Raw genomic sequence first — 21,456 nt, 5'->3', positions numbered from 1 at the left:
GTTATGATAACCTCATAATTGAAAATTATCTTTTAAAACAGTATCTCCTGTAGCGCTTAAAAGTTTAATATGCTTTACCTCTCCAGCGCCTAAAAATTTATAGCGAAGCCCAACAAGTTCTCCTATACTTTTATTATATCTTGCTGAAAACGTTTCGTTATCATCTATAAACACTTTCAATTGTTTTTTTATAACACTAATCTTGATGTTTTTAAAAGAAGAAAGATTAAGCCCAAATGGAGATAAATCTTGCTCCTTTCCATTCATATAAACATCATTTAGCATAACGTTAATATTTGATATGCAACCAGAGATAGTAAATGGAATAATTAAAGCACCTTTTGTGCCTATTATATATATTCGAGTAGTTTGGCATACTGCCCATTTTTCGTTGAAATTATTTTTAAGACTTGTTTCTAAACTAAAATTATCTCCAGAAATGTTTCCTAAATCGTTAATAAAATGATAGGTAGTGACTATAGGTGTTTTTAATGATTTTATTTCTGAAAGAACATCATCATCAAGCTTAAGTCCATCATCAACAAATTGCTTAGGGTTCAAATATTTTGGAATTGGGTCATAATCTATGGAAGCTGACCAACCATTAGATTTGATAAACAAATCATGCTCTTTTATAACATTACCATCAACAACAAGTTTTGCTCTAAAATAACCAGGAAAGTAGTATATACCTGTAGCTTGTTTTTGCTTGTTGTTTACTTTTATAGTTTTAGTTTCATCCCAATACTGCTGAATAAATATACTATCAGATTTTATATTAGATAAATCAAAATCAAAAACTACAGAATTTGGCATACTATTAGTTATTGTTCTGCTTGAAAATTTAATTTTTGAAATATCTTCTGTTGTGAGTTCATTTTTATTAGAACTAATGGTAGAGAAAAGAGATATAAATAATAAGGCTAAAAAAGCGGCCAACGAAAAAACAATAGGCATATTAACTAATGTTTTTTTAATTGATTTATTACTAGACTTATTATTATGTTGATTGTTTTTATAATCCCTCCAATTAGAATATCCAATAAACTGAGATAAAGTATTTAGTGTACTAATACTTGGCGAACTATTATAATTTACTTTTCCCCAAACACGTTTTAAAGTAGTAGGGCTAAGTAATATTTTGGTTTGTTTCTGTATGGTTTCGCTTAATTCTATAAAAACTTCGCTATGCCAGTTTGATGATTCTCCCCAGCCCAGTTTTTCTTCAATTTGAAGAATGCACTTGTTAATTAATTCGTGTTCTTTTTGTGTATTCATAGATTATTACAAAAATCGCTTTTTTTTTGATGTTGTACAATATTGAATGGATTTGAACGAACTTGTTTGAGTAGATATGAGTATTAATTTTCAATTTTATAGAAAATCTTTAGTCATGAAAAAAATTATAACACTATTTACATTAATTATTACAGCACCTAGTTTTTCTCAAAATATAATTCCTTTAGATACAGTACATTGGAATGTTAGAGCACAATCCTTTGTTGTTGAAAAATATAAAGGAAAAGAGGCTGTATACATTCAAGGAGGGTCTATTATTCTTAAAGACGCTGCATTTTTAAATGGAACAATTGAGTTTGACGTTTATTTAAAAGAAGAACAAGCGTTTCCTGGTGTTGAGTTTAGAACAGTAGAGGCAAATAGTGAAATGTTTTTTTTAAGACCACACCTATCAGGAAAAGCTGATGCTAATCAAGCTGCACCTAGAGTTAACGGAGTAACACCATTTCAACTTAATTTTGGACCCAAATACTCTTTCCCTTATAACTACAAGTATGATGATTGGACGCATGTAAAAGTGGTTGTAAATAATGATAAAGCACAAGTGTTTTTAGATTATGCCGATACCGCTAATTTATCTTGGAACCTTTCCCATAAACCAATTGTTGGGGGCGTTACAATAAGAGGAGGAAGGTTTACTGGAATGCATGTAGCCGATATAAAAGTTGATAAAAATGCAACAACTCTAGTTAATTTTAATCCAGTTGAAAGAGAACCGATAGAAGGACTCGTTCCTCAATGGGAAATCTCAGATATGTTTGAAGAAAAACTGTTAAATAGTCCAAGTAGTTTAAATGAGTTGATAAAAAATAGAAATTGGCAAGGCAAAGTGAAAGTTGAAGAAGGAACGGCAGCAAACATTTCTAGAATTCAATTATTAAGAAATGGTAAGCCAGGAAATACTGTATTCGCAAAAATTGTTATTAACTCAAATAAAGACCAATTAAAGCTTTTTGAATTTGGTTATAGTGATAGAGTTGTAGCTGTTTTAAATGGAAACCCAATTTATAGAGGTACAAATAGATGGCGCTCTAGAGATTATCGCTACTTAGGAACTGTTGGATTATTTGATGGTATTTATCTTAATTTAAAGAAAGGAAAAAATGAATTACTAATGGCAGTTTCAGAAGACTTTGGTGGTTGGTTAATTACAGGGAAATTTAAAAACAAGGATGGAATTAAAATTGATTATTAAAATCAACGGTGATGATAAGGCTCATTCCTTAAAATAGTAAAACCTCTATAAAGCTGTTCAACAACAAATAGACGTACCATTTGATGGGAAAATGTCATTTTTGATAATGATATTTTCCCATTTGCTTTTTTATAAACTTCTTCAGAAAAACCATAAGGGCCACCTATAACAAAAACCAATTGCTTAATACCAGAATTCATATGTTTTTGTAAATATTTAGAAAAGTCTACAGAATCTAATTGCTTTCCATTTTCATCTAATAAAATCAAAGCATCGGTACTTTTAACTTTTCCAAGAATTAACTCGCCTTCTTTTTGCTTTTGTTGAATTTCACTTAAGCTTTTCGAGTTTTTAATATCTGGAATAATATCTAACGAAAACTTAATATAAAACCCGAGTCGTTTGGTGTATTCATTAATTAAAGATTGAAGCTCTTTATTATCTGTTTTACCTATGGCGAGTAGTTTTATGGTCATGTAGCAAAATTAATGTTTACTCTAGCAAATAAATACTTTTTATAGAATAATTAGTTTTAAAATATTTCTTTACAATAGTAAATCAATTTCTTATTTTAGCACAAACTATTCTAAAAACATGATTACACAAGACCAATTTGATTCAGAGTTAAAGTATATAATTTCTAATGCTATAAGGGAAGATGTAGGTGATGGAGATCATAGCTCATTGGCATGTATTCCTGAAAACGCTAGGGGGAAAGCTAAGCTTTTAGTAAAGGATAAAGGTATTATAGGCGGTGTTAATTTTGCAAAAAAAGTATTTGCTTACGTCGATAAAAATTTAAAGTTAGATGTACTTATAGAAGATGGTACTAAAGTTACCTACGGCGATATTGTTATGTATGTTGAAGGGTCTTCTCAATCTATTTTAAAAGCTGAACGCACAGTTTTAAATGCCATGCAACGTATGAGTGCTATTGCAACAAAAACAAAAACCTTTGTAGATTTATTAGAAGGAACAAATACTAAAATTTTAGATACACGTAAAACGACTCCAGGTATTCGAGTTTTGGAAAAATGGGCAGTAAAGTTAGGTGGAGGTGAAAATCATAGATTTGCTTTATACGATATGATTATGCTAAAAGATAATCATATAGATTTTGCTGGAGGTATTACTAAGGCTATAGAAATGACAAAAGAATATCTTAATGAAACTGGGAAGGATTTAGATATTATGGTAGAAGCTAGAAACTTAACCGAGGTAGAGGAAATTTTAAAGAATGAAGGTATTTACAGAATAATGCTGGATAACTTTGATTACGAGGATACTCGAGAGGCCGTAAAAATGATTGGTAATACATGCCTAACAGAATCATCTGGAAACATAAACGAAACTACAGTAAGGCATTATGCAGAGTGTGGTGTAAATTATATTTCATGCGGTGCTTTAACGCACTCAGTACACAATATGGATTTAAGCCTTAAAGCCGTAAATTAGTCTAGGTATTTAGAGATTGCCCATTTGGTAATGGCTTAAAAAACGACTAAACTATATAAATGTGAGCGAATCCATTGAAGATAAACTTGATAAAATTCCAATAATTAATATATTGGTTCGCTTTTTTAAGCAAATAAAATTACCAGGATTTGAAGGGCTTTCTGTTTACGATCTTTTAGAAATGTATATTGTTGGAATCGTCGAGGGTGCTTTGACGACGCGTGCAAGTGCTATTGCTTTTAGTTTTTTTACAGCTATTTTCCCCTTTTTATTGTTTGTTATAATAATTATACCAGTATTGCCTTTTGGAAATTTCCAAGAACAATTTTTAACTTTTTTAGATTCTTTTTTACCTCCTCAAACATCCGATTTTTTTAATGATAATATTTTTAACAATATAAGTACAACTAGTCAAGGTAGTTTGCTTTCTTCTGTATTTATTTTATCTATAATATTAATGACTAACGGTGTAAACGCTGTGTTTTCGGGATTTGAACATTCTTACCACGAACAATTAACACGTAATGTTTTTAAACAGTGGTTGTACGCTTTAGGAGTTGCCATTATTTTAGCTTTATTGTTAATTATTACGGTAGGAGTATTTGGTTATTTTCAAATTTATGTCATTACACCTTTATATGAAGGTATTAGTGGAAAGCTTATTGACGAATCTGATTCAGGAATAGCGTGGGTATTGTTCTCAAAATATGCATTTTTTGTTTTCATGGTATATATTGCAACAGCTACTCTGTACTATTTTGGTACAAAAGAAGGAAGACATTCTAAATTTTTTTCAATAGGAGCATTATTTACAACCATACTTATTATTTTAACATCTTATTTGTTTGGAATTTATATTGAGAATTTTGGACAGTATAATAAGCTTTACGGATCTATTGGTGCACTTTTAATTTTATTATTTTATTTGTGGCTTAATGCAAATATCTTATTGTTAGGTTACGAATTAAATGCATCTTTGAATAAACTACGAAAACGATGTTAGTTTATGCAACACTTTATTGATGTTATTATTCCAATTCCGCTTCCAAAACTATTTACATATAGTATAACAGCTTCTGAAGCTGGGTTTTTAAGTGTTGGAATGCGAGTTTCTGTGCCTTTTGGAAAATCAAAAATATATACAGGAATTGTTTCTAAAATTCATAACGAAGCACCAACTGTTTATGAAGCCAAAGAAATCCATCAAATTTTGGATGACGCACCAATTGTAAATGAAAAGCAATTGCAATTGTGGCAATGGATTGCAAGTTACTATATGTGCACATTAGGTGATGTGATGCGTGCTGCTTTACCAAGTGCTTTTATTTTAGAAAGCGAAACGGTAATAACAAAAAACAAACAAACTATCGATGAATCTATTTTAAAAGATGATGAGTTTTTGGTTTATGAAGCTTTACATCATCAATCATCGTTAAAAATCCACGATGTTTCTAATATTTTAGATAAAAAAAATGTATTGCCAGTAATTAAAAGGTTGATTGAAAAAGAAGCCATTACAGTTGAAGAAGAAGTTTACGAAAAGTATAAGCCTAAATTAGTACGTTATGTTAAACTACATGCTAATTTTTCTTCTGAAACCGCATTACAAAAATTATTAGATGATTTAAGTCGAGCTCCTAAACAGCGAGATGTTGTTTTAACCCTATTTTCTATTTCTGCCAAAACAAAGAAACCTATAAAAGTTTCAGATTTATCAGAAGAAAGCAATGCTTCAGTATCTATAATAAAAACCTTAATTGATAAAGGTGTTTTTGAAGAATATCATATTCAAACGGACCGTGTTCAATATTCTGGAGATGATAATGAGGATTCTAAAAACCTTAATAGTTATCAAAAATCCGCTTTAAGTGATATAAAAGCATCTTTTGAAACACATGCTGTAACACTGCTTCACGGAGTTACATCATCTGGAAAAACTGAAGTTTATGTAAAACTTATTGAAGATGCTATTAACAATGGGAAACAGGTATTGTATTTATTACCAGAAATTGCATTAACTACACAGCTAGTAACCCGTTTACAGAACTATTTTGGCAAGCAAGTGGCTATTTTTCATTCTAAATATTCTGCACACGAACGTGTTGAGGTTTGGAATAACGTTTTGAAAAATTCCGCGAAAGCTCAAATTGTTTTAGGAGCGCGATCATCAATATTTTTACCGTTTAGCAATTTAGAACTAATAGTTGTTGATGAAGAGCACGAGCAGTCGTTTAAGCAATTTGACCCAGCTCCACGTTATCATGCACGAGATACGGCTATTGTATTAGGAAATATGCATAGCGCAAAGGTGTTATTAGGATCAGCCACACCAAGTTTAGAAAGCTATTTTAATGCGAAACAAAATAAGTACGGTTTAGTTGAATTAATGCAACGTTACAACGATGTGATGATGCCAGAAATTGAGTTGGTGGATATTCAAGAAAAACTAAAGAAGAAACGTATGAAAGGGCATTTTAGCGATCGATTGATTGAAGAAATATCTGAAACTTTGAAAGCGGGACAACAAGTTATATTGTTTCAAAATCGCCGTGGATTTTCACCTATAGTAGAATGTAAAACTTGTGGACATTCACCTCAATGTCCAAATTGTGATGTGAGTTTAACCTATCATCAATACCGTAATCAATTGCGTTGTCATTATTGTGGTTATGTTATGGCGATGTTACAAGATTGCATGGCATGCGGTAGCCAAGATATAGATAATAAGGGTTTTGGAACCGAGCAAATTGAAGAAGAAGTGAAACAACTCTTTCCAGATTATAAAGTGGCGAGAATGGATTTAGATACAACTCGAGGTAAATATGGTTATGAAAAGATAATTACAGCATTAGAACAACAACAAATAGATATTTTAGTAGGCACACAAATGCTAACCAAAGGGCTAGATTTTAGAAATGTGAGGCTTGTAGGTATTATGAATGCTGATAATATGTTGAATTTTCCAGATTTTAGAGCGCACGAGCGTAGTTTTCAGTTAATGTTACAGGTATCGGGTAGAGCAGGGAGAACGGATGAAAGAGGTAAGGTTTTAATTCAAACCTATAATCCGCATCATAATATTTTACAGCAGGTTTCTACCAATAGTTATATTGAAATGTTTAATGAGCAAATGGACGACAGATATAATTATAAATATCCGCCAGTTTATAAGCAAATTAAAATTACTTTAAAGCATAAAGATTATAATAGGGTAGATGTAGCATCAATTTGGTTAGCTAAATCTTTAAGGCAAATTTTTGCTGATAATGTTTTAGGGCCAGAATCGCCACCAATTGCCAGAATTAGAAACCAGTTTCACAAAAATATTTTAGTTAAAATACCTAAGCAACAAAGTTTATTAAAAACAAAAGAAGCCATTATTAAGATAAATAACAGCTTCTTTAGTATTAAAGATTTTCGGTCGGTTAAAGTAATTTTAAATGTCGATAACTTTTAATTTAGTATTGTTTTTTAACTAAGCTTTTAAATATTATTTAAAGCGTCAACAAGTTGTGTCTTCTTATTTCTACTTAAAGGAATCTCGTAAGCACCAACTTCAACATTTTTACTGTTAAATCTATCTATTTTATCAAGATTAACAATATAAGATTTGTGAATTCTTAAAAATTTATTTTCCGGTAATTCTTTTTCAAAAGATTTCATAGTAGATAATACTACTAAGCTAGTTTCTTCTGTAACTAGTTTTACGTAATCACCAAGAGCTTCAATCCATTTAATGTCCTTAATATAAACTTTACGCTTTTTAAGGTTACTTTTTACAAAAATGTGCTCGCCATCTTCTTCATTAAAATCTAAAGTCAACTTATGTTGCTCTAAGGCTTTATCTACAGATGTGTTAAAGCGTTCTCTGGTAATTGGTTTGTGTAAGTAATCGGTTGCATCGTAATTAAAAGCTTTAAAAGCATATTCGGTTTTACCGGTTACAAAAATAATTTGGGGTTTGTTGTTTAATACGTCTAAAAGTTCAAATCCATTTAACACTGGCATTTCAATGTCAAGGAAAATTAAATCTACTTGATGCGTATTTAAACCATTTTTAGTTTCTAAAGCACTACTGTACTCTGCAATTAAGTTAAGAGATGGGTGATTCTCGACTAACTTAACTATAGAGAGACGTTGTATTGCTGAATCGTCTACTACTACACAGTTTAAAGTCATAACATTTTATATTATTTCGGTTAAGATATCGACAATAGTACAAAAAATTCGGTTAAAAACCAAAAAACATCGTTAAAACGCTCATTTTAACATAATTTTAACATTTCAAAAACAATAAATCTTAACAATTTTAAAACCATGTTTTTTGTCAAAAAAATAGGAAGAATATAGTTGTGTAATATAAGGAAATTATTTATTTTTGCACCCAATTTTTAACAATAAAAACGATTTTTATGAATCATTACGAAACTGTTTTCATCTTAAATCCCGTTTTATCTGAAGATCAGATAAAGGAAACAGTAAAGAAATACGAAGATTTTCTTGTTTCTAACGGAGCTAAGATGGTATCAAAAGAAGATTGGGGGCTAAAAAAGTTAGCTTATCCAATACAAAACAAAAAAAGTGGATTTTACCACTTATTTGAGTACCAAGTTGCTGGAGAAGTAATTAACCCTTTAGAAGTAGAGTTTAAGCGTGACGAGCGTTTTATGCGTTACTTAACTGTAGCATTAGATAAACACGCTGTGTCTTGGGCAGAGAGAAGAAGAGATAAACTTAAAGTAAAAGCTTAATTATGTCATCAATAGAACAACAATCTAAAGGAAAAAAAGACGGAGAAATTAGATATTTAACTCCTCTTAATATCGATACAAACAAGACTAAGAAATATTGTATGTTTCAAAAGTCTGGAATCAAGTATGTTGATTATAAAGATCCAGATTTTTTAATGCGATTTATAAACGAGCAAGGTAAAATTTTACCAAGACGTTTAACAGGAACATCTTTAAAGTATCAAAGAAAGGTAGCCGTGGCTGTAAAAAGAGCACGTCACTTAGCATTGATGCCTTACGTAGCTGATTTATTAAAATAAAATACCAATAACAATGGAACTTATATTAAAACAAGACGTTGAGAATTTAGGATTTAAAGACGATATTGTAACAGTTAAGAACGGTTATGGTAGAAATTTTTTAATTCCTCAAAAGCAAGCTATTTTAGCTACAGTTTCTGCTAAAAAAGTATTGGCAGAAAACTTAAAGCAAAGAGCTTTTAAAGAAAAGAAAATAGTTGATGATGCTAATAAAATTGCTGAAGCACTAAAAGCTTTAGAAATTAAAATACCAGCTAAAGTAGGTACAGGCGATAAATTATTTGGATCTGTAAATAACATCGATGTTGCTACTGCTTTAGAAAAAGAAGGACAATCAATTGATAAAAAGTTTATTACTGTAACTACGGTAAAAAGACTAGGTAAATATACTGCTGTAGTACGTTTACACAGAGAAGTATCTGTTGATTTAGATTTTGAAGTTATTGCACAAGCAAAATAATTTCAAATTATAAATATTGACTAAACCGTTTAGATACTTTCTAAACGGTTTTTTTATTGAAAACTAATTTTATAATTAATAGAATGAAGTACTCAAGACTTACAAAAGAACAATTTGAAGAGTTACACCAAGAGTTTATAAATTTTTTGGCTACGCAATCTGTTACTGCTGATGAGTGGGAAAACCTAAAAGTAAACAAGCCAGAACTTGCAGAAACAGAGCTAGATGTTTTTAGCGATTTAATTTGGGAAGGCGCTTTAAATAAAGCTGAATACTTAGAGCATTTTTCACCACAACATATGTACTTATTTCACTTGGATGTGGATAATATGCATGCTATTGTTGTTAATGTTAAGAATGATAAAGACATTACAACTCAAGAAGGTTATGATTGGTTACGTGAAAATTTAATGGATGAAAATGTTGAATTTTTACAAGCCGATAAGGAATATACTGAGGATAAAAACTTGGACAAATTTAAAATGATTGAACAAGGTGCCGTAATTACAAAGGGCGATTTATATAGGTATTTTGATAAGCTTATAAATTAAATTTGAATTTAAGAGATTACAAGCTTTTTTTATAAAAAAGCTCGTAATGACGTTTTCATTAATTATTTTTGTTCAAACAATGTTTTAATCGTTGTTTTGTCATTCCGTATTTGATGCGGAATCCACATGAAAAAGTGTTTAATAATTTTAAAGAGATACCTGCTTTTGTAGGTAGTAAATATGGCTCAAAAACCAAGTATTCCAAAAGGCACCAGAGATTTTAATCCAGAGCAAGTAGCAAAACGTAATTATATTTTTGATACCATTCGTGGGGCTTTTGAAACTTATGGATTTCAGCCTATTGAAACTCCAAGCTTTGAAAACTCTGATACGCTAATGGGGAAATATGGTGAAGAAGGGGATCGGTTGATTTTTAAAATTTTAAATTCTGGAGATTATTTAGCAAAAGCTAATGAGAAAGCTTATTCTGAAAAAGACTCAAATAAACTAACATCATCAATTTCTGAAAAAGCACTCCGTTACGACTTAACTGTGCCTTTCGCTCGTTATGTTGTACAACACCAAAACGAGATTGAATTTCCGTTTAAGCGATACCAAATTCAACCCGTTTGGCGTGCAGATAGACCGCAAAAAGGGCGTTTTAGAGAGTTTTTTCAATGTGATGCCGATGTAGTTGGAAGTAAAAGCCTTTGGCAAGAAGTGGAGTTTATTCAGCTTTATGATGCTGTTTTTACAGCACTTAAATTAGGAGGTATTACAATTAAAATTAACAATAGAAAAATACTTTCTGGAATTGCCGAAGTTATTGGTGCTAGTGATAAGTTAATTGATTTCACGGTCGCTCTTGATAAATTAGATAAAATAGGAGAAGAGAAGGTAAAAGAAGAGATGTTAGGCAAAGGTATTTCTGAGGAGGGCATTTCTAAATTGCAACCACTGTTTACGCTTTCTGGTTCTTTTGAATCTCAAATACATAGTTTAGAAAGTATTCTTAATGCTTCTGAAGAAGGTAAAAAAGGGATTGAAGAATTAGCATTTATTAATAAGGCGATAAAAGAACTTGGTTTGCAAACAGCGGCTTTACAGCTTGATGTAACTTTAGCACGCGGACTAAACTATTATACAGGTGCTATTTTTGAAGTTTCGGCTCCCGAAAAAGTGAAAATGGGTTCTATTGGTGGCGGCGGTCGTTATGACGATTTAACTGGCATTTTTGGGATGAAGAATATTAGTGGAGTTGGTATAAGTTTTGGTTTAGATAGAATTTATTTGGTTATAGAGGAGCTAGGTTTATTCCCAGAAACGGTAACCAAAAATATAGAAGTTTTATTTATCAACTTTGGAGATGATGAGGCTTTATTTAGTTTAAAAGCTATTAAGCAATTGCGTTTACAAGGTATTAATGCCGAATTGTATCCTGATGCTGCTAAAATGAAAAAACAAATGAATCATGCTAATAAGCGTGAGATTCCGTTTGTGGTTTTGGTAGGTGATGAAGAAATGAAGTCAAATACTTTTACTTTAAAGAACATGAATTCTGGCGAGCAATTTAAATTATCGCTTCAAGAATTAATTAATCATATAAAATAAAAAAGAGTCCTAAATATTTAGGACTCTTTAATAAAGTACAATCTAGTAAATGGTTGATTTGGTTTTTTATTCCAGACTATACTTATCGACTAACTCAATTTATTAATACTTTTTTGGAAAGCTTTCCATATTCTGTTTCTATCTTCAAAATATAAGCTCCAGTTTTCATTTGTGAAGCTTTATATTTTAAATAATCGTCGTTTGATTTTATTTTAAATTTGAATAGAGATTGCCCTAGGATGTTAATCATTTCAACAGATTCTATAAGTTGAGAGTTTGGGTTGTGTATTACAACATTCATCTCATCATTAGAAAAATAAACTTCAATTGGGTTTTTGTTTGCCTCATCTGTACTTAATGACTCTGATGCTTTAGAGAAGGTTAACTCAAAACGGTTTAAGTATTCGCCAGCTGCTAAATGTATATCGTATTTGTTTTCTTTTAAATCATGATATATATTCAATTCTTTATCGTGTAGATAAATAGCTTTATCACTGTCTATATTTTCTAACTCATCAATTTTTATAGTAGCTAAACCTTCCTGATTAATTTTTACTCCTAAAGGAAGTATTTGATTATCATCAAAATTATTAACCGCTTGAATAACAAAGTTTTTGTTATTAAATATCCAAAATAAGTCTTCAACGTTATTTTCAATTAAAGGAGCATCATAGCCTTTATCAATATTATTTGTTGCATAAGGGTCAACACCAACTAATAATTGGCGATGATAGCCTTTGGGCGAATCTAGCATCAATCTAATTTTCTGTCTATCATCTGTATCTGTTTTGGCTGTGTTTGATTTTTCTTTTTTCCCTTTTAAAAATAATGAAGGATCTGAAGTTTCTGTTTTAAAAGCTCGTTGACTGTTTTTAAAGCTTACAGTTCCACCAGCATCGGCTGTTACAAAGAACCCTTGACTAACTGGGATATATTGTTGCGGAACTTTTGTTCCTATTTGTCCAGAAGCATTAATTCTTGCATCTGTTGAAACAGCTTTAATCCCCCCCATTAAGGTATAGGTTGCATACCCGCCTTGGTATTCTCTTAAAACATGAGTATTACCAGCAAAGTGATCCCAGAAGTAAAGCGTACCATCAATAATATTTGTTGTTGCTCTACCAGCCCCATCGTTAATATTATCTAGGATAAACTCATTACCGTCTATTGCAGATGCATAGGGGTTACCTACTAAATAATCATTTCCTGCTGATAATGTTAATGTTATATCTCCATTATGTGGTTTTCCATTGAACACATAATTTTGTTCTTCGGTAAACGATGTCGCGCTATTATCAACGCCTTTCATGGTGTAACCTTCTCCAGCGAATAACGTTCCAGAGTTCCTAACGTGTTGCCAAGATGCATAATCATCAGTTAATTTATTGGCGTATTTCCAAATCCAATAACTAGCAATACCAACTGGAGTTGTTCCAGGTGTACCAGATGTACCATTATAACCAGATACAAATGCAATTGGTAATGGAGTGTTTGCTATAGTACCATCGCTTAATACATCAGGAAGAGTATAACTATTATTGTTGCTTGTTGTATTGCTAACGCCTACTGGAGAAGACCAATAATTATAAGTATAAAAATCTTTGGTGCCCTGTTGATCTCGCTCTAAGGTTCCTGCACTTGTAATATCTAACGTGCTTTCTGCCTCTTGTACTAACTGAGATTCACCTTGTAAATCTATATCTCCATCTAATTTTAAATACCATGAGTTAAATAGCCCTGAGTCTCCATTTACTTCTAACTTACTACCATTGTCTAGAATTAGTCCAACCATAGAATGATTTGTGCTAGTTTCCATGTTACCTTGAATATGCACAATAGCACATTCTGGATGACTACCTGTAATATCCCATACGTCTCCATGAGTCCAGTTATTTGTATTTGACCAATCTCCAGAGCAAGAAAGTGTTGTAGTGTAAGGTAATGGAGCAGTTCTTTCTTGATAGGTTCTCATGTTATTTAAGTGCCCATCAACGTTTGAATTTGATTCATCTGGCGTGTAGCCAGTTTCAATAATTCCCATTTTATAGTACAGTTCTAAATCATTCCATTGCAAGCCTTCTATATCCTTTGGAATTACAGTTCCTCTTACATTTCCTGCATTATCTTCAATTTCTTGATTTATTTGCCTGTGTAATTGATTTAATGTTAAGGCTTTATTGTAAACACGGGTTTCGTAAATAGAACCTTCAAAATAATTATTATCTAGTTCTGTATTTCTTCCTATTTCAAAATCATGATCAGAATTCCAAGCGGCATCGTTATTAAGTGTTGTGCCTGTTAATGATGAATTAGGATAATTCCATACACTACTTCCGTTTAAGTAAAGATCAATAACACCTGTGTTCCCATCAAATTTTAAAGCAGCATGATACCAAAGGTTTTCTGAAAGGGTGACTGTATCTGGAGAATCAATATTTGATCCAGCGCTAGTTTTTATAAATGCTTTTAATCTTTTATTAGAATCTACATAAAGTCTAAAGTTACGTTGCCCCATAATTTCACCACCATTAAACCCATTATCAAGTTTAAACCAAGTCATCATTGTTGCTTCTGATTTTCCACCTAAGAAAGCTGTTCTGTCTATGTAATCGTTTACACCATCAAAATCTAAAGTTTGTGGGATGCAAAAACTAAAATTACCTAAACCAGACCCATGTGTTACATTTGGGGAGCATGTTGAACAGTTTTGCCATAAAAAGGTAACGCTAGTTATATAATCGTTGTCTAAAAAATTAACACCTACAATAGCGTCTGTGCCACTAGTGGAGGATGCGTTAGCATCGACTACTCCTGTTGCATTATTAGCAGTATAAGATGGAGTAGCTGAACTAGTGAATGTTGGATATATTGTACCCCCACTAGTTGTAGTTGCGGTGATTGTATACATGTCTCCATTTGTTCCATTAGAATTTACGTGAGACAAATCAAAAGACAAAGCATAAATTGGCGTGCTAAATGTTATGGTGCATGTTATTCCTGTTGAAGAAAACCCACTTGTTTTTAGATCTAAGTTTTCATAAGAAGGTGTTGCAGAGAAGCCAACTTTTGGTGTTTGCGAACCATCCCAAATATCAAAAGTTCCAGTTTCTCCAGTAAAAGTTACTGTAAAATCTATTCCAGAATTATCAACATTAGAAAAAGTATTAGTTAATGCACCTTGAGTTAACCAATTAAATTCATTAGAAGCGATAGGTGTTGATGACCAATCTAAAGTAAAATTTTCTCCGCAAGATGGAGGAGAATGTAGTTGCGCATGTAAAATATTACCAAATAAAATAAAAAGTAGTATAAAGAATACTCCCTTTTTAAGGCTTTGTATAATTGTTCTCATAAGTTGGTTAATTTAGTTTGGGGCTAAATCTTTAACTATCAATAGCTTGTTAAAACAAATGTAAGAAATTATTTTTAAAAACATCGATAAAAAGCAGAAAAAGTCGTTTAAATGACTTTTTTAAATAAAAAAAGAGTCCCGAAAGTTAATTCAGGACTCAAACAAAGCATAGTTAAGTAAAAACTAGATTTGGGGTCTACACTTCAACTATTTTATTAATATTTTTTTAGAAAGTATAGCATTGTCTGTTTTCATTTTTACAATATAAACTCCGGCTGCAATACTTTTTGTTTTATGCGTTATATGGTTTTCGTGAGATTTAGTACTAAACTCATAAATAGATTGTCCTAGTAAGTTGTATACGCTCACAGTTTCTACAAATTTTAAATCTGGATTATGTATAATGAAGCTTTCTTTTTCGTTTGAAAAATACACTTCTAAATTTGTATTTTCTATATCATCAGTTCCTAAAGAATTTTTTGATGCGTCAGAGAATGCAATTACAAAACGATCAGAATATTCGCCAGTTGTTGATAAATAAACTTCGTAATTACTCTGTTTTAAATCATGATAAATATCTAACTCCTTATCGTGTAGATAAATATTTGTATTTGAGCCTATATTTTCTAAGGCATCAATTTTTATGGTTGCAAATCCTTCTTTATTAATTTTAACACCTAAAGGAAGTATTTGGTCTTCACCAAAATTATTTACTGCTTGAATGATAAGTTTTAAATTATCATTAAACTGCCAATACATATCTTCTTTATTTGTTTCTGCAAGAGGAGCATCGTAACCTATATCAAAATTGTTTGAAGCTTTAGTATCTGCTCCAACAAGTAGCTGACGATGATATCCATCTGGAGAATCAAACATTAATCTAATCTTTTGTCTTGAATCTACTTTCTTTTTTGCAGTGCTTGCAGTAGAAGATTTTCCTTTTACGTTAGATTTCAAGAATTGAGATGAGCTTACATTTTCTTTTTGGAATACTCTATGACTATTTTTGAAGGTAATTGTACCCCCATTAATAGGTAAAACAATGCCTGGATCATTAGGATCTGGACTACTGCCATCATTATTTAAATCAGTATCTAATATGGCAGACACAAAAAATCCTTGACCAACAGGAATATATTGTTGAGGTGTTAAGGTTCCTGTTTGCCCAGAAGCATTAATCAATGCATCATTAGAAATGGCTACTGCACCTCCCATTAATGTATAAGTGGCATAACCTCCTTCATATTCAGCTAAAGCATGCGTATTATTTGAAAAATGATCCCAGAAATAGAGTGTTCCGTTAATAACATTTTCTGTTGTATTTGGATGATTACCACCATTATTTACACTAATATGATCTCTAAGAAATGCATCAGCATCTATAGCAGAAGGGTAAGGGTTACCTACTAAATATTCATTGTCGTCACTTAATGTTAAAGATATATCTCCATTATTTGGTTGACCAGATAATATGTAATTTTGATCTGGGGTAACTGTACCTGGACCTTTCATTGTGAATCCTTCACCAGCCGAAATAGAACCACTACTTCTTACGTGTTCCCATTGTGAGTATTGATTGGCAGCGTTATTTGCATATTTCCAAATCCAATAGTCAGCATTAGCAGGAGATGTATTTCCATTATAACCAGATGTTAAAAAGCTAACATTGGTAAATACGTCATTGGTTGTATAATCTGCATTACTAGTAGTTGATACAGGAGAAGACCAATAATTATATATATAAGTATTTGAATTACCTTGTTGGTCTCTTTCTAAAGTACCAGCACTTGTTGTATCGAAATCACTATCAGTAGTTTGAATTAATTGAGACTCGCCTTCTAAATCAATAGTTCCATCAATTTTTAAATAATGGGTTACAGTTAAACCTATGCCATCATTTGATGCTGTATTTCCATTAACTTGTAAATCGCCACTATTTATTATTAAGGCTTGTGTTGAGCAATCTCTAGTTCTAACACCAGTTGGTGTTGCTCCTAAATAGACATCGTTGTTAATTTCAACAATGTTCCAGTCAATAGGTATTGAGCCATCAATAACAGAAAAGGCATTAGGTAATGTTTGTACTGTATTATTTAACCAAGTTGCATCAGCATCCCAAGAACCCGCTGCTTGAGATTCGTAAGGTAGAGGAGCAGTTTGCCAGTCAACAGTATCTAAATTTCTTAAAGCACCTTGATGATTATTTCCAGACATATCGTTTGTGTTTGTATACGTATATACAGACATAGGGTAATAACCTGCTAAATCACCCAAACCTATAGGAGCAATTTCATTATTTGTAATTGTGGTTGGAATTATATCACCTTCAATTAATGTTGGTGTAGGTACTATTGAAGCATCTATAATTTCTTGGTTCATTATATAGCGTAACTGATCTACAGAAAGCGCAATATCCCATACTCTTACTTCATCAATGTTTCCTATAAAATAATCAGTTGTATCTGGATCATAACCATCAGCCGCAGCAATTAAGAATTTTCGTGATGTAGGTACTGGAGCTGCTAATGATGTTGCAATTGTAGTAGTGTCTGGTACGCCATCAATGTATAAGGTTGCTGTACCATTATCATAAATTACAGCAACTTGATGCCATTCATTTTCAGGTATAGCAACTGAAGATGTAATTTCTGGAAGACCACCATTAAGATTGAATTCCAATTCTCCTGAGCCATTAATTCTAAAATCGTAACCTTCAGTATTGGCTGCATCTCTTTTTGAAACTATTGAAGCATTTATAGTTCCTGTATCACGTTTAATCCATGCAGAAATAGTAAATGTACTAGTGTTTAAATCTAAGTGATCTTCAACATCTATATAGTCACCTCGCATAGTCATAGGGTTATATCCTTCAAAATGAACAGAGCGTTCTCTAATAACTTGTTCAGCATAACCAAAAGTCACATATTTAGTAGCGTTAAAATTGTAATCAGTTAATAGATTACCAGAACCATCTGAATACATAACTCTATAGTCTGACGTTGGGTCAAAAGTTGGTGTATCAGAAATAAACATTAAGTAACTTCCTGGAGGGGTAATATATCTAATTGCACTTTGAGGTATTTTTACTTTACAAGAAGGTATATCCCCTCCGTTCTCTACAACTTTCCAAGTACGATTTATTGCTTGAAAAGAAACTGGAGTAGTTAACGAGACATCTCCAATTCCAATACTCATATCAACACTAACTGTAAAAGTAGTGGTTGCAGCTGAGCCTGTATCAATTGAAGCACCATTATTTCCCCATACTAAAAACTCTTTATCGTTTGCAAATGTGCTTGGATTTAAATTATTTGTATCATAAATATCTGATAAACCTATAGTTAATATACCCTCAGTAGGTCCAGTTCCATCAGCAGCATTATTAATACTACTAGATTGTTTTTGATTTAATTCTGATTTATCATCACGACCAATACCTGCTATATCATGGTTGTATCCTGCATTAGCAGACTCATCCCAAATTACAGTTCCATCACTATCTACATAATCTTGTGTTGTAGCTTCAAAGTTTGTTCCCGCTGTAGCATCTGGAGCTAAAGTGATACCATATTTAATGGCCAAGTACGATTGAATTCTATTTCGTGCATCAGTAGCATCTACATCACTTTTACGAGACGAATATGTAATAACTTCTGCTATTCTAGCATCTGTAGTTGCTTCCCAACCTTCACTACGTCCAATCCAATACCTTGAATTGTTAACATTAGCAAAATCAGGTACATCATTTTGTACAGTTTCAATGTCAGTTGCATTATAATACAATTCTTGCTGGGTAGCACCACTATTATTTCTAACATTAATAATACCTGCATTGCTATAAGTGTTTCCAGTGCTGGTTTCTGCAACACCATAACCTAATCCTCCACTAGTGGTACCATGCGCATATGATATAATTTCCCCAGTGAAACGAACAGAGTAAGCACCTAAGCCAATACCTGTTGCATCAGTTTCATTTGTAGCTAAATCTTCATCCCCACAAAAAACATCCATACTTCCAAATGTATCATTTACAGTTACATTTGGTAGTAATACGACAAATACATCTTGAGAATAGTATCCGCCAGTACCTTGTAAAAATTCTGTTGTGGTATCATCAAAAGAAAAATCTCCATCTAAACTAAATGCTGATGAATCGTTATTGAAGTCTACAATTGGGTTAAAGTTAATGTTATAAGCAGGATCATCTCGATATGTAGGTTCCACACCAACTACTGGAGCTGTTGCATCATAGCCATTACTAGTTTGATCTTGCCATGTAGTAACAAGTTGACCTGATGTATAACTTAAACCAGCATTACCTTTTAGCCATAGCTCTAAATTTGTATCGACTCCACCAGGAGCTTGAACAAGAACGCCAGTACCTCGAATGTTAAAAGTGTATGGGTTTTCTCCTCCAGTTGGGTCGTTATTAGCTATAGTTACTGTTGCGTTTTTTGTTCCTACTGTTGTAGGGTCAAAAGTTATTATAAAAGTGGTATTACTGCTTGCAGTAATAGGAGTAGATGGAGCAGTGGTTACTGTAAAGTCTGCAGCATCAGTACCTCCAATACTTACTAAAGGTCCTCCGGTTAAATTTAAGCTATTAACTGTACCTAAGTTGTTAATGGTAAATGTGTTGGCATTTGTACTCCCTGTTATGTTAACATTCCCAAAATCAGTATCATTTGTAACTGATGGAATATTAGTTAATGGAGCATCATGCGGTATACTATTACTATTTCCTGTAATATCTATTTCTTGAGTTGTAGTTGTACCTGTACCTTGTATATTAAAAGTATAAGGTGCTTCATCTGAATCATCATTTGCAATAGATACTTGTGCAGTTCGTAAACCTGTTACTGTTGGATTAAAAGTTATTGTAAACGTAGTACTTCCAGAAGCTGCTACAGGTGTTGTTGGTATTGCTGGACCTAATGATAATGTAAAATCTCCAGTATCACCAGTAATTACAACATATGGGCTCCCGCCAGTTAAGTTAAGTGGTGCGGAACCTGTATTTTGAATAGTGAAAACATTTACATTAGAACCTACAGTTATATCGTGACTTCCAAAGTCGGTATCGTTAGTTACAGATGGTGTATTTGTTAGTGGAGCATCATGTACAATATTGTTTCCTGCACCTTGAATGTTTATTTCTGGCGAAGCAGGTAAGTTGCCTTCAATCAAAATTTCATCAAGGTGTACACGCTCAGCATTAGAGTTTGCATCAGCTCTAAATCTAAACCTAGAAGTAGTTGTGAATGTATATGTAACACCATCGGTTATACTTACAGTTTGATTTGTATATGTAATAGCGTCTGTAAAATTCACTCCTTCAATATAATGTAAAATTGGAGTAGCATGCCATGTACTACCACCATCTCCAGAGAATTCTAAAAAAAAGTCGTAGCCCGAGTATGCTTCTGAAACAAAATCGAAGGTAATGTCTACAGAAGTATAGGGTGTTAAGTCTATATTGTTAGTGTCCGAGAATGAGGAGGTACTATTGTCTCTTATTCTTAAGGTATTAATACCTGATAGAAAAGATCCTGCGTTAATGGCACAATCTCCACCTCCGTCATTCCATTGCGTTGCTGGTGGACCAGTAAAAAGAACAGGAAAAGTTGTGCCAGATTCAAAATCTTCAGAATTAATCGTGACTTGAGAGAAGCCATTAGTTGAGAGTAGTATACCTAATATAAGTATACTAGACCTTAATAAAAAAGTAATTTTTTTCATAAGAGGTTAAATTTTAGCTTGGGACTAATTATTTTAAAGCCCAAACATACACTATAACTCCATGAAATGCAAAATTAATCGATGAAATGCACAACAAAATATTTAAACTATTGATTGTCAGTGTTTTAAATATTTTGTTATTGTAATATTTTTATTGCTTTTTTTATAGATGTTAAGTTATTGATAGACATAGACATAAAAAAGGGTTGATTTTAGCGAATCAACCCTTTTACAGTTATATTGAATATGTGTTTGATTAATACTTTATTAGTCTTTTAACTACACTTCTTCCAGTTTCTTTATTAATAACTTTTAATAAGTATGGCGCTTGTTCTAGCCTGTTTAAGTTCGTAACATTTATTGTTCCGTTAATACTTGAGTATTGTTTACTAAAAACAAGTCTTCCATTTAAATCAAATATTTTGATATTAAACTCATCGTTATTATAACTAAGCGGTAGCTTAATATTAAGAATGCTACTAAAAGGATTCGGTGTTATAAGTAGGTTATTAAGATTAAAATCATCTTCAATATCTAAAGCACCATCTGGTGTTGCAGCATTACAATCATCATCAATACCATTACCTGGTATTTCAGTAACTCCTGGATTGATATTGAAATTAGTATCATCACAATCCGTTATAGGCAATACAGTAGTTGTATATCCAGCCCCTGGTGATGCACATTGGGTCATTGTTGACTCTGCATAATTGTCACCATCAGCATCTAAGTACCATACAGGCATAGCCGTTACTGTTAAGTTCAGTACATCAGCAGCAGTACATCCATCATTAGTTATTGTTA

15 protein-coding genes are annotated in these 21,456 nt (G+C 32.2%); 9 read left to right on the top strand and 6 right to left on the bottom strand.

Annotated elements, in window-relative coordinates; all coding sequences use genetic code 11:
- Window positions 1-12 precede the first annotated feature (12 nt).
- Window positions 13-1,278 (bottom strand): hypothetical protein, encoded by a 1,266-nt coding sequence (locus M3P09_RS15730; protein WP_249973867.1) that lies wholly within the window; start codon window positions 1,276-1,278, stop codon window positions 13-15.
- Between the two features lie 115 nt (window positions 1,279-1,393).
- Here M3P09_RS15730 and M3P09_RS15725 point away from each other — a divergent pair, with 115 nt between their 5' ends.
- A complete protein-coding gene (locus M3P09_RS15725; RefSeq protein ID WP_249973866.1) occupies window positions 1,394-2,494 on the top strand; it encodes a hypothetical protein in 1,101 nt (366 codons plus the stop codon).
- Between the two features lie 2 nt (window positions 2,495-2,496).
- On the opposite strand, the gene rlmH is transcribed toward M3P09_RS15725, so the two are convergent.
- The gene (gene rlmH, locus M3P09_RS15720; protein WP_099562867.1) at window positions 2,497-2,970 is read right to left on the bottom strand and encodes a 23S rRNA (pseudouridine(1915)-N(3))-methyltransferase RlmH; all 474 of its coding nucleotides are present in this window, start codon (window positions 2,968-2,970) and stop codon (window positions 2,497-2,499) included.
- A 118-nt stretch (window positions 2,971-3,088) separates the two neighbouring features.
- Between rlmH and nadC the strand changes: the two genes are divergently transcribed.
- The 3 genes from nadC (at window position 3,089) to priA (ending at window position 7,406) form a co-directional block, all read left to right on the top strand.
- Window positions 3,089-3,949: a carboxylating nicotinate-nucleotide diphosphorylase gene (nadC, locus tag M3P09_RS15715; RefSeq protein ID WP_099562866.1), complete on the top strand. Its 861-nt coding sequence runs from the start codon at window positions 3,089-3,091 to the stop codon at window positions 3,947-3,949.
- Window positions 3,950-4,010: 61 nt separating this feature from the next.
- Complete coding sequence (locus M3P09_RS15710; protein ID WP_099562865.1) at window positions 4,011-4,952, top strand: YihY/virulence factor BrkB family protein; 942 nt, start codon at window positions 4,011-4,013, stop codon at window positions 4,950-4,952.
- Between the two features lie 3 nt (window positions 4,953-4,955).
- The gene (priA, locus tag M3P09_RS15705) at window positions 4,956-7,406 is read left to right on the top strand and encodes a replication restart helicase PriA (protein ID WP_249973865.1); all 2,451 of its coding nucleotides are present in this window, start codon (window positions 4,956-4,958) and stop codon (window positions 7,404-7,406) included.
- A gap of 26 nt (window positions 7,407-7,432) precedes the next feature.
- Here the strand turns inward: priA and M3P09_RS15700 are convergent, their stop codons facing one another.
- On the bottom strand, window positions 7,433-8,128 hold the full coding sequence (locus tag M3P09_RS15700) for a LytR/AlgR family response regulator transcription factor (RefSeq protein WP_099562863.1): 696 nt from the start codon (window positions 8,126-8,128) through the stop codon (window positions 7,433-7,435).
- 233 nt (window positions 8,129-8,361) lie between these two features.
- Here M3P09_RS15700 and rpsF point away from each other — a divergent pair, with 233 nt between their 5' ends.
- The 5 genes from rpsF (at window position 8,362) to hisS (ending at window position 11,561) form a co-directional block, all read left to right on the top strand.
- Entirely contained in the window at window positions 8,362-8,700 is a 339-nt protein-coding gene (gene rpsF, locus M3P09_RS15695) for a 30S ribosomal protein S6 (RefSeq protein WP_099562862.1), read from the top strand.
- Window positions 8,700-8,999, top strand: a complete 300-nt coding sequence (gene rpsR, locus M3P09_RS15690) for a 30S ribosomal protein S18 (protein WP_199099626.1) — start codon at window positions 8,700-8,702, stop codon at window positions 8,997-8,999. Before rpsF ends, rpsR begins: the two co-directional genes overlap by 1 nt.
- A 13-nt stretch (window positions 9,000-9,012) precedes the next feature.
- On the top strand, window positions 9,013-9,459 hold the full coding sequence (gene rplI / locus M3P09_RS15685) for a 50S ribosomal protein L9 (RefSeq protein WP_099562860.1): 447 nt from the start codon (window positions 9,013-9,015) through the stop codon (window positions 9,457-9,459).
- An 83-nt stretch (window positions 9,460-9,542) separates the two neighbouring features.
- Window positions 9,543-10,010, top strand: coding sequence for a DUF6495 family protein (locus M3P09_RS15680; protein WP_099562859.1), 468 nt, complete (start codon window positions 9,543-9,545; stop codon window positions 10,008-10,010).
- Window positions 10,011-10,190: 180 nt separating this feature from the next.
- Entirely contained in the window at window positions 10,191-11,561 is a 1,371-nt protein-coding gene (gene hisS, locus M3P09_RS15675; protein ID WP_249973864.1) for a histidine--tRNA ligase, read from the top strand.
- Between the two features lie 94 nt (window positions 11,562-11,655).
- Here the strand turns inward: hisS and M3P09_RS15670 are convergent, their stop codons facing one another.
- The 3 genes from M3P09_RS15670 to M3P09_RS15660 all read right to left on the bottom strand — a co-directional run.
- Window positions 11,656-14,913, bottom strand: coding sequence for a LamG-like jellyroll fold domain-containing protein (locus tag M3P09_RS15670; protein WP_249973863.1), 3,258 nt, complete (start codon window positions 14,911-14,913; stop codon window positions 11,656-11,658).
- Between the two features lie 207 nt (window positions 14,914-15,120).
- On the bottom strand, window positions 15,121-20,652 hold the full coding sequence (locus M3P09_RS15665) for a DUF8202 domain-containing protein (protein WP_249973862.1): 5,532 nt from the start codon (window positions 20,650-20,652) through the stop codon (window positions 15,121-15,123).
- 256 nt (window positions 20,653-20,908) lie between these two features.
- Window positions 20,909-21,456, bottom strand: a 548-nt coding sequence (locus tag M3P09_RS15660; RefSeq protein ID WP_249973861.1) for a putative metal-binding motif-containing protein, incomplete at its 5' end; no start/stop codon positions are given.

Origin of the sequence: Jejuia spongiicola (assembly GCF_023502325.1) — a bacterium.
Classification (GTDB): domain Bacteria; phylum Bacteroidota; class Bacteroidia; order Flavobacteriales; family Flavobacteriaceae; genus Wocania_A; species Wocania_A spongiicola.
The sequence above is the reverse complement of the archived record's forward strand: the minus strand, read 5'-3'. Positions and strand labels throughout refer to the sequence as shown.

What these genes read in the sequence shown, in the direction of transcription:
- M3P09_RS15730 (WP_249973867.1), bottom strand. Translation starts at nt 1,278, where the DNA reads ATGAATACACAAAAAGAACACGAATTAATTAACAAGTGCATTCTTCAA.
- M3P09_RS15725 (WP_249973866.1), top strand. Translation starts at nt 1,394, where the DNA reads ATGAAAAAAATTATAACACTATTTACATTAATTATTACAGCACCTAGT.
- rlmH (WP_099562867.1), bottom strand. Translation starts at nt 2,970, where the DNA reads ATGACCATAAAACTACTCGCCATAGGTAAAACAGATAATAAAGAGCTT.
- nadC (WP_099562866.1), top strand. Translation starts at nt 3,089, where the DNA reads ATGATTACACAAGACCAATTTGATTCAGAGTTAAAGTATATAATTTCT.
- priA (WP_249973865.1), top strand. Translation starts at nt 4,956, where the DNA reads ATGCAACACTTTATTGATGTTATTATTCCAATTCCGCTTCCAAAACTA.
- M3P09_RS15700 (WP_099562863.1), bottom strand. Translation starts at nt 8,128, where the DNA reads ATGACTTTAAACTGTGTAGTAGTAGACGATTCAGCAATACAACGTCTC.
- rpsF (WP_099562862.1), top strand. Translation starts at nt 8,362, where the DNA reads ATGAATCATTACGAAACTGTTTTCATCTTAAATCCCGTTTTATCTGAA.
- rplI (WP_099562860.1), top strand. Translation starts at nt 9,013, where the DNA reads ATGGAACTTATATTAAAACAAGACGTTGAGAATTTAGGATTTAAAGAC.
- M3P09_RS15680 (WP_099562859.1), top strand. Translation starts at nt 9,543, where the DNA reads ATGAAGTACTCAAGACTTACAAAAGAACAATTTGAAGAGTTACACCAA.
- hisS (WP_249973864.1), top strand. Translation starts at nt 10,191, where the DNA reads ATGGCTCAAAAACCAAGTATTCCAAAAGGCACCAGAGATTTTAATCCA.
- M3P09_RS15670 (WP_249973863.1), bottom strand. Translation starts at nt 14,913, where the DNA reads ATGAGAACAATTATACAAAGCCTTAAAAAGGGAGTATTCTTTATACTA.
- M3P09_RS15665 (WP_249973862.1), bottom strand. Translation starts at nt 20,652, where the DNA reads ATGAAAAAAATTACTTTTTTATTAAGGTCTAGTATACTTATATTAGGT.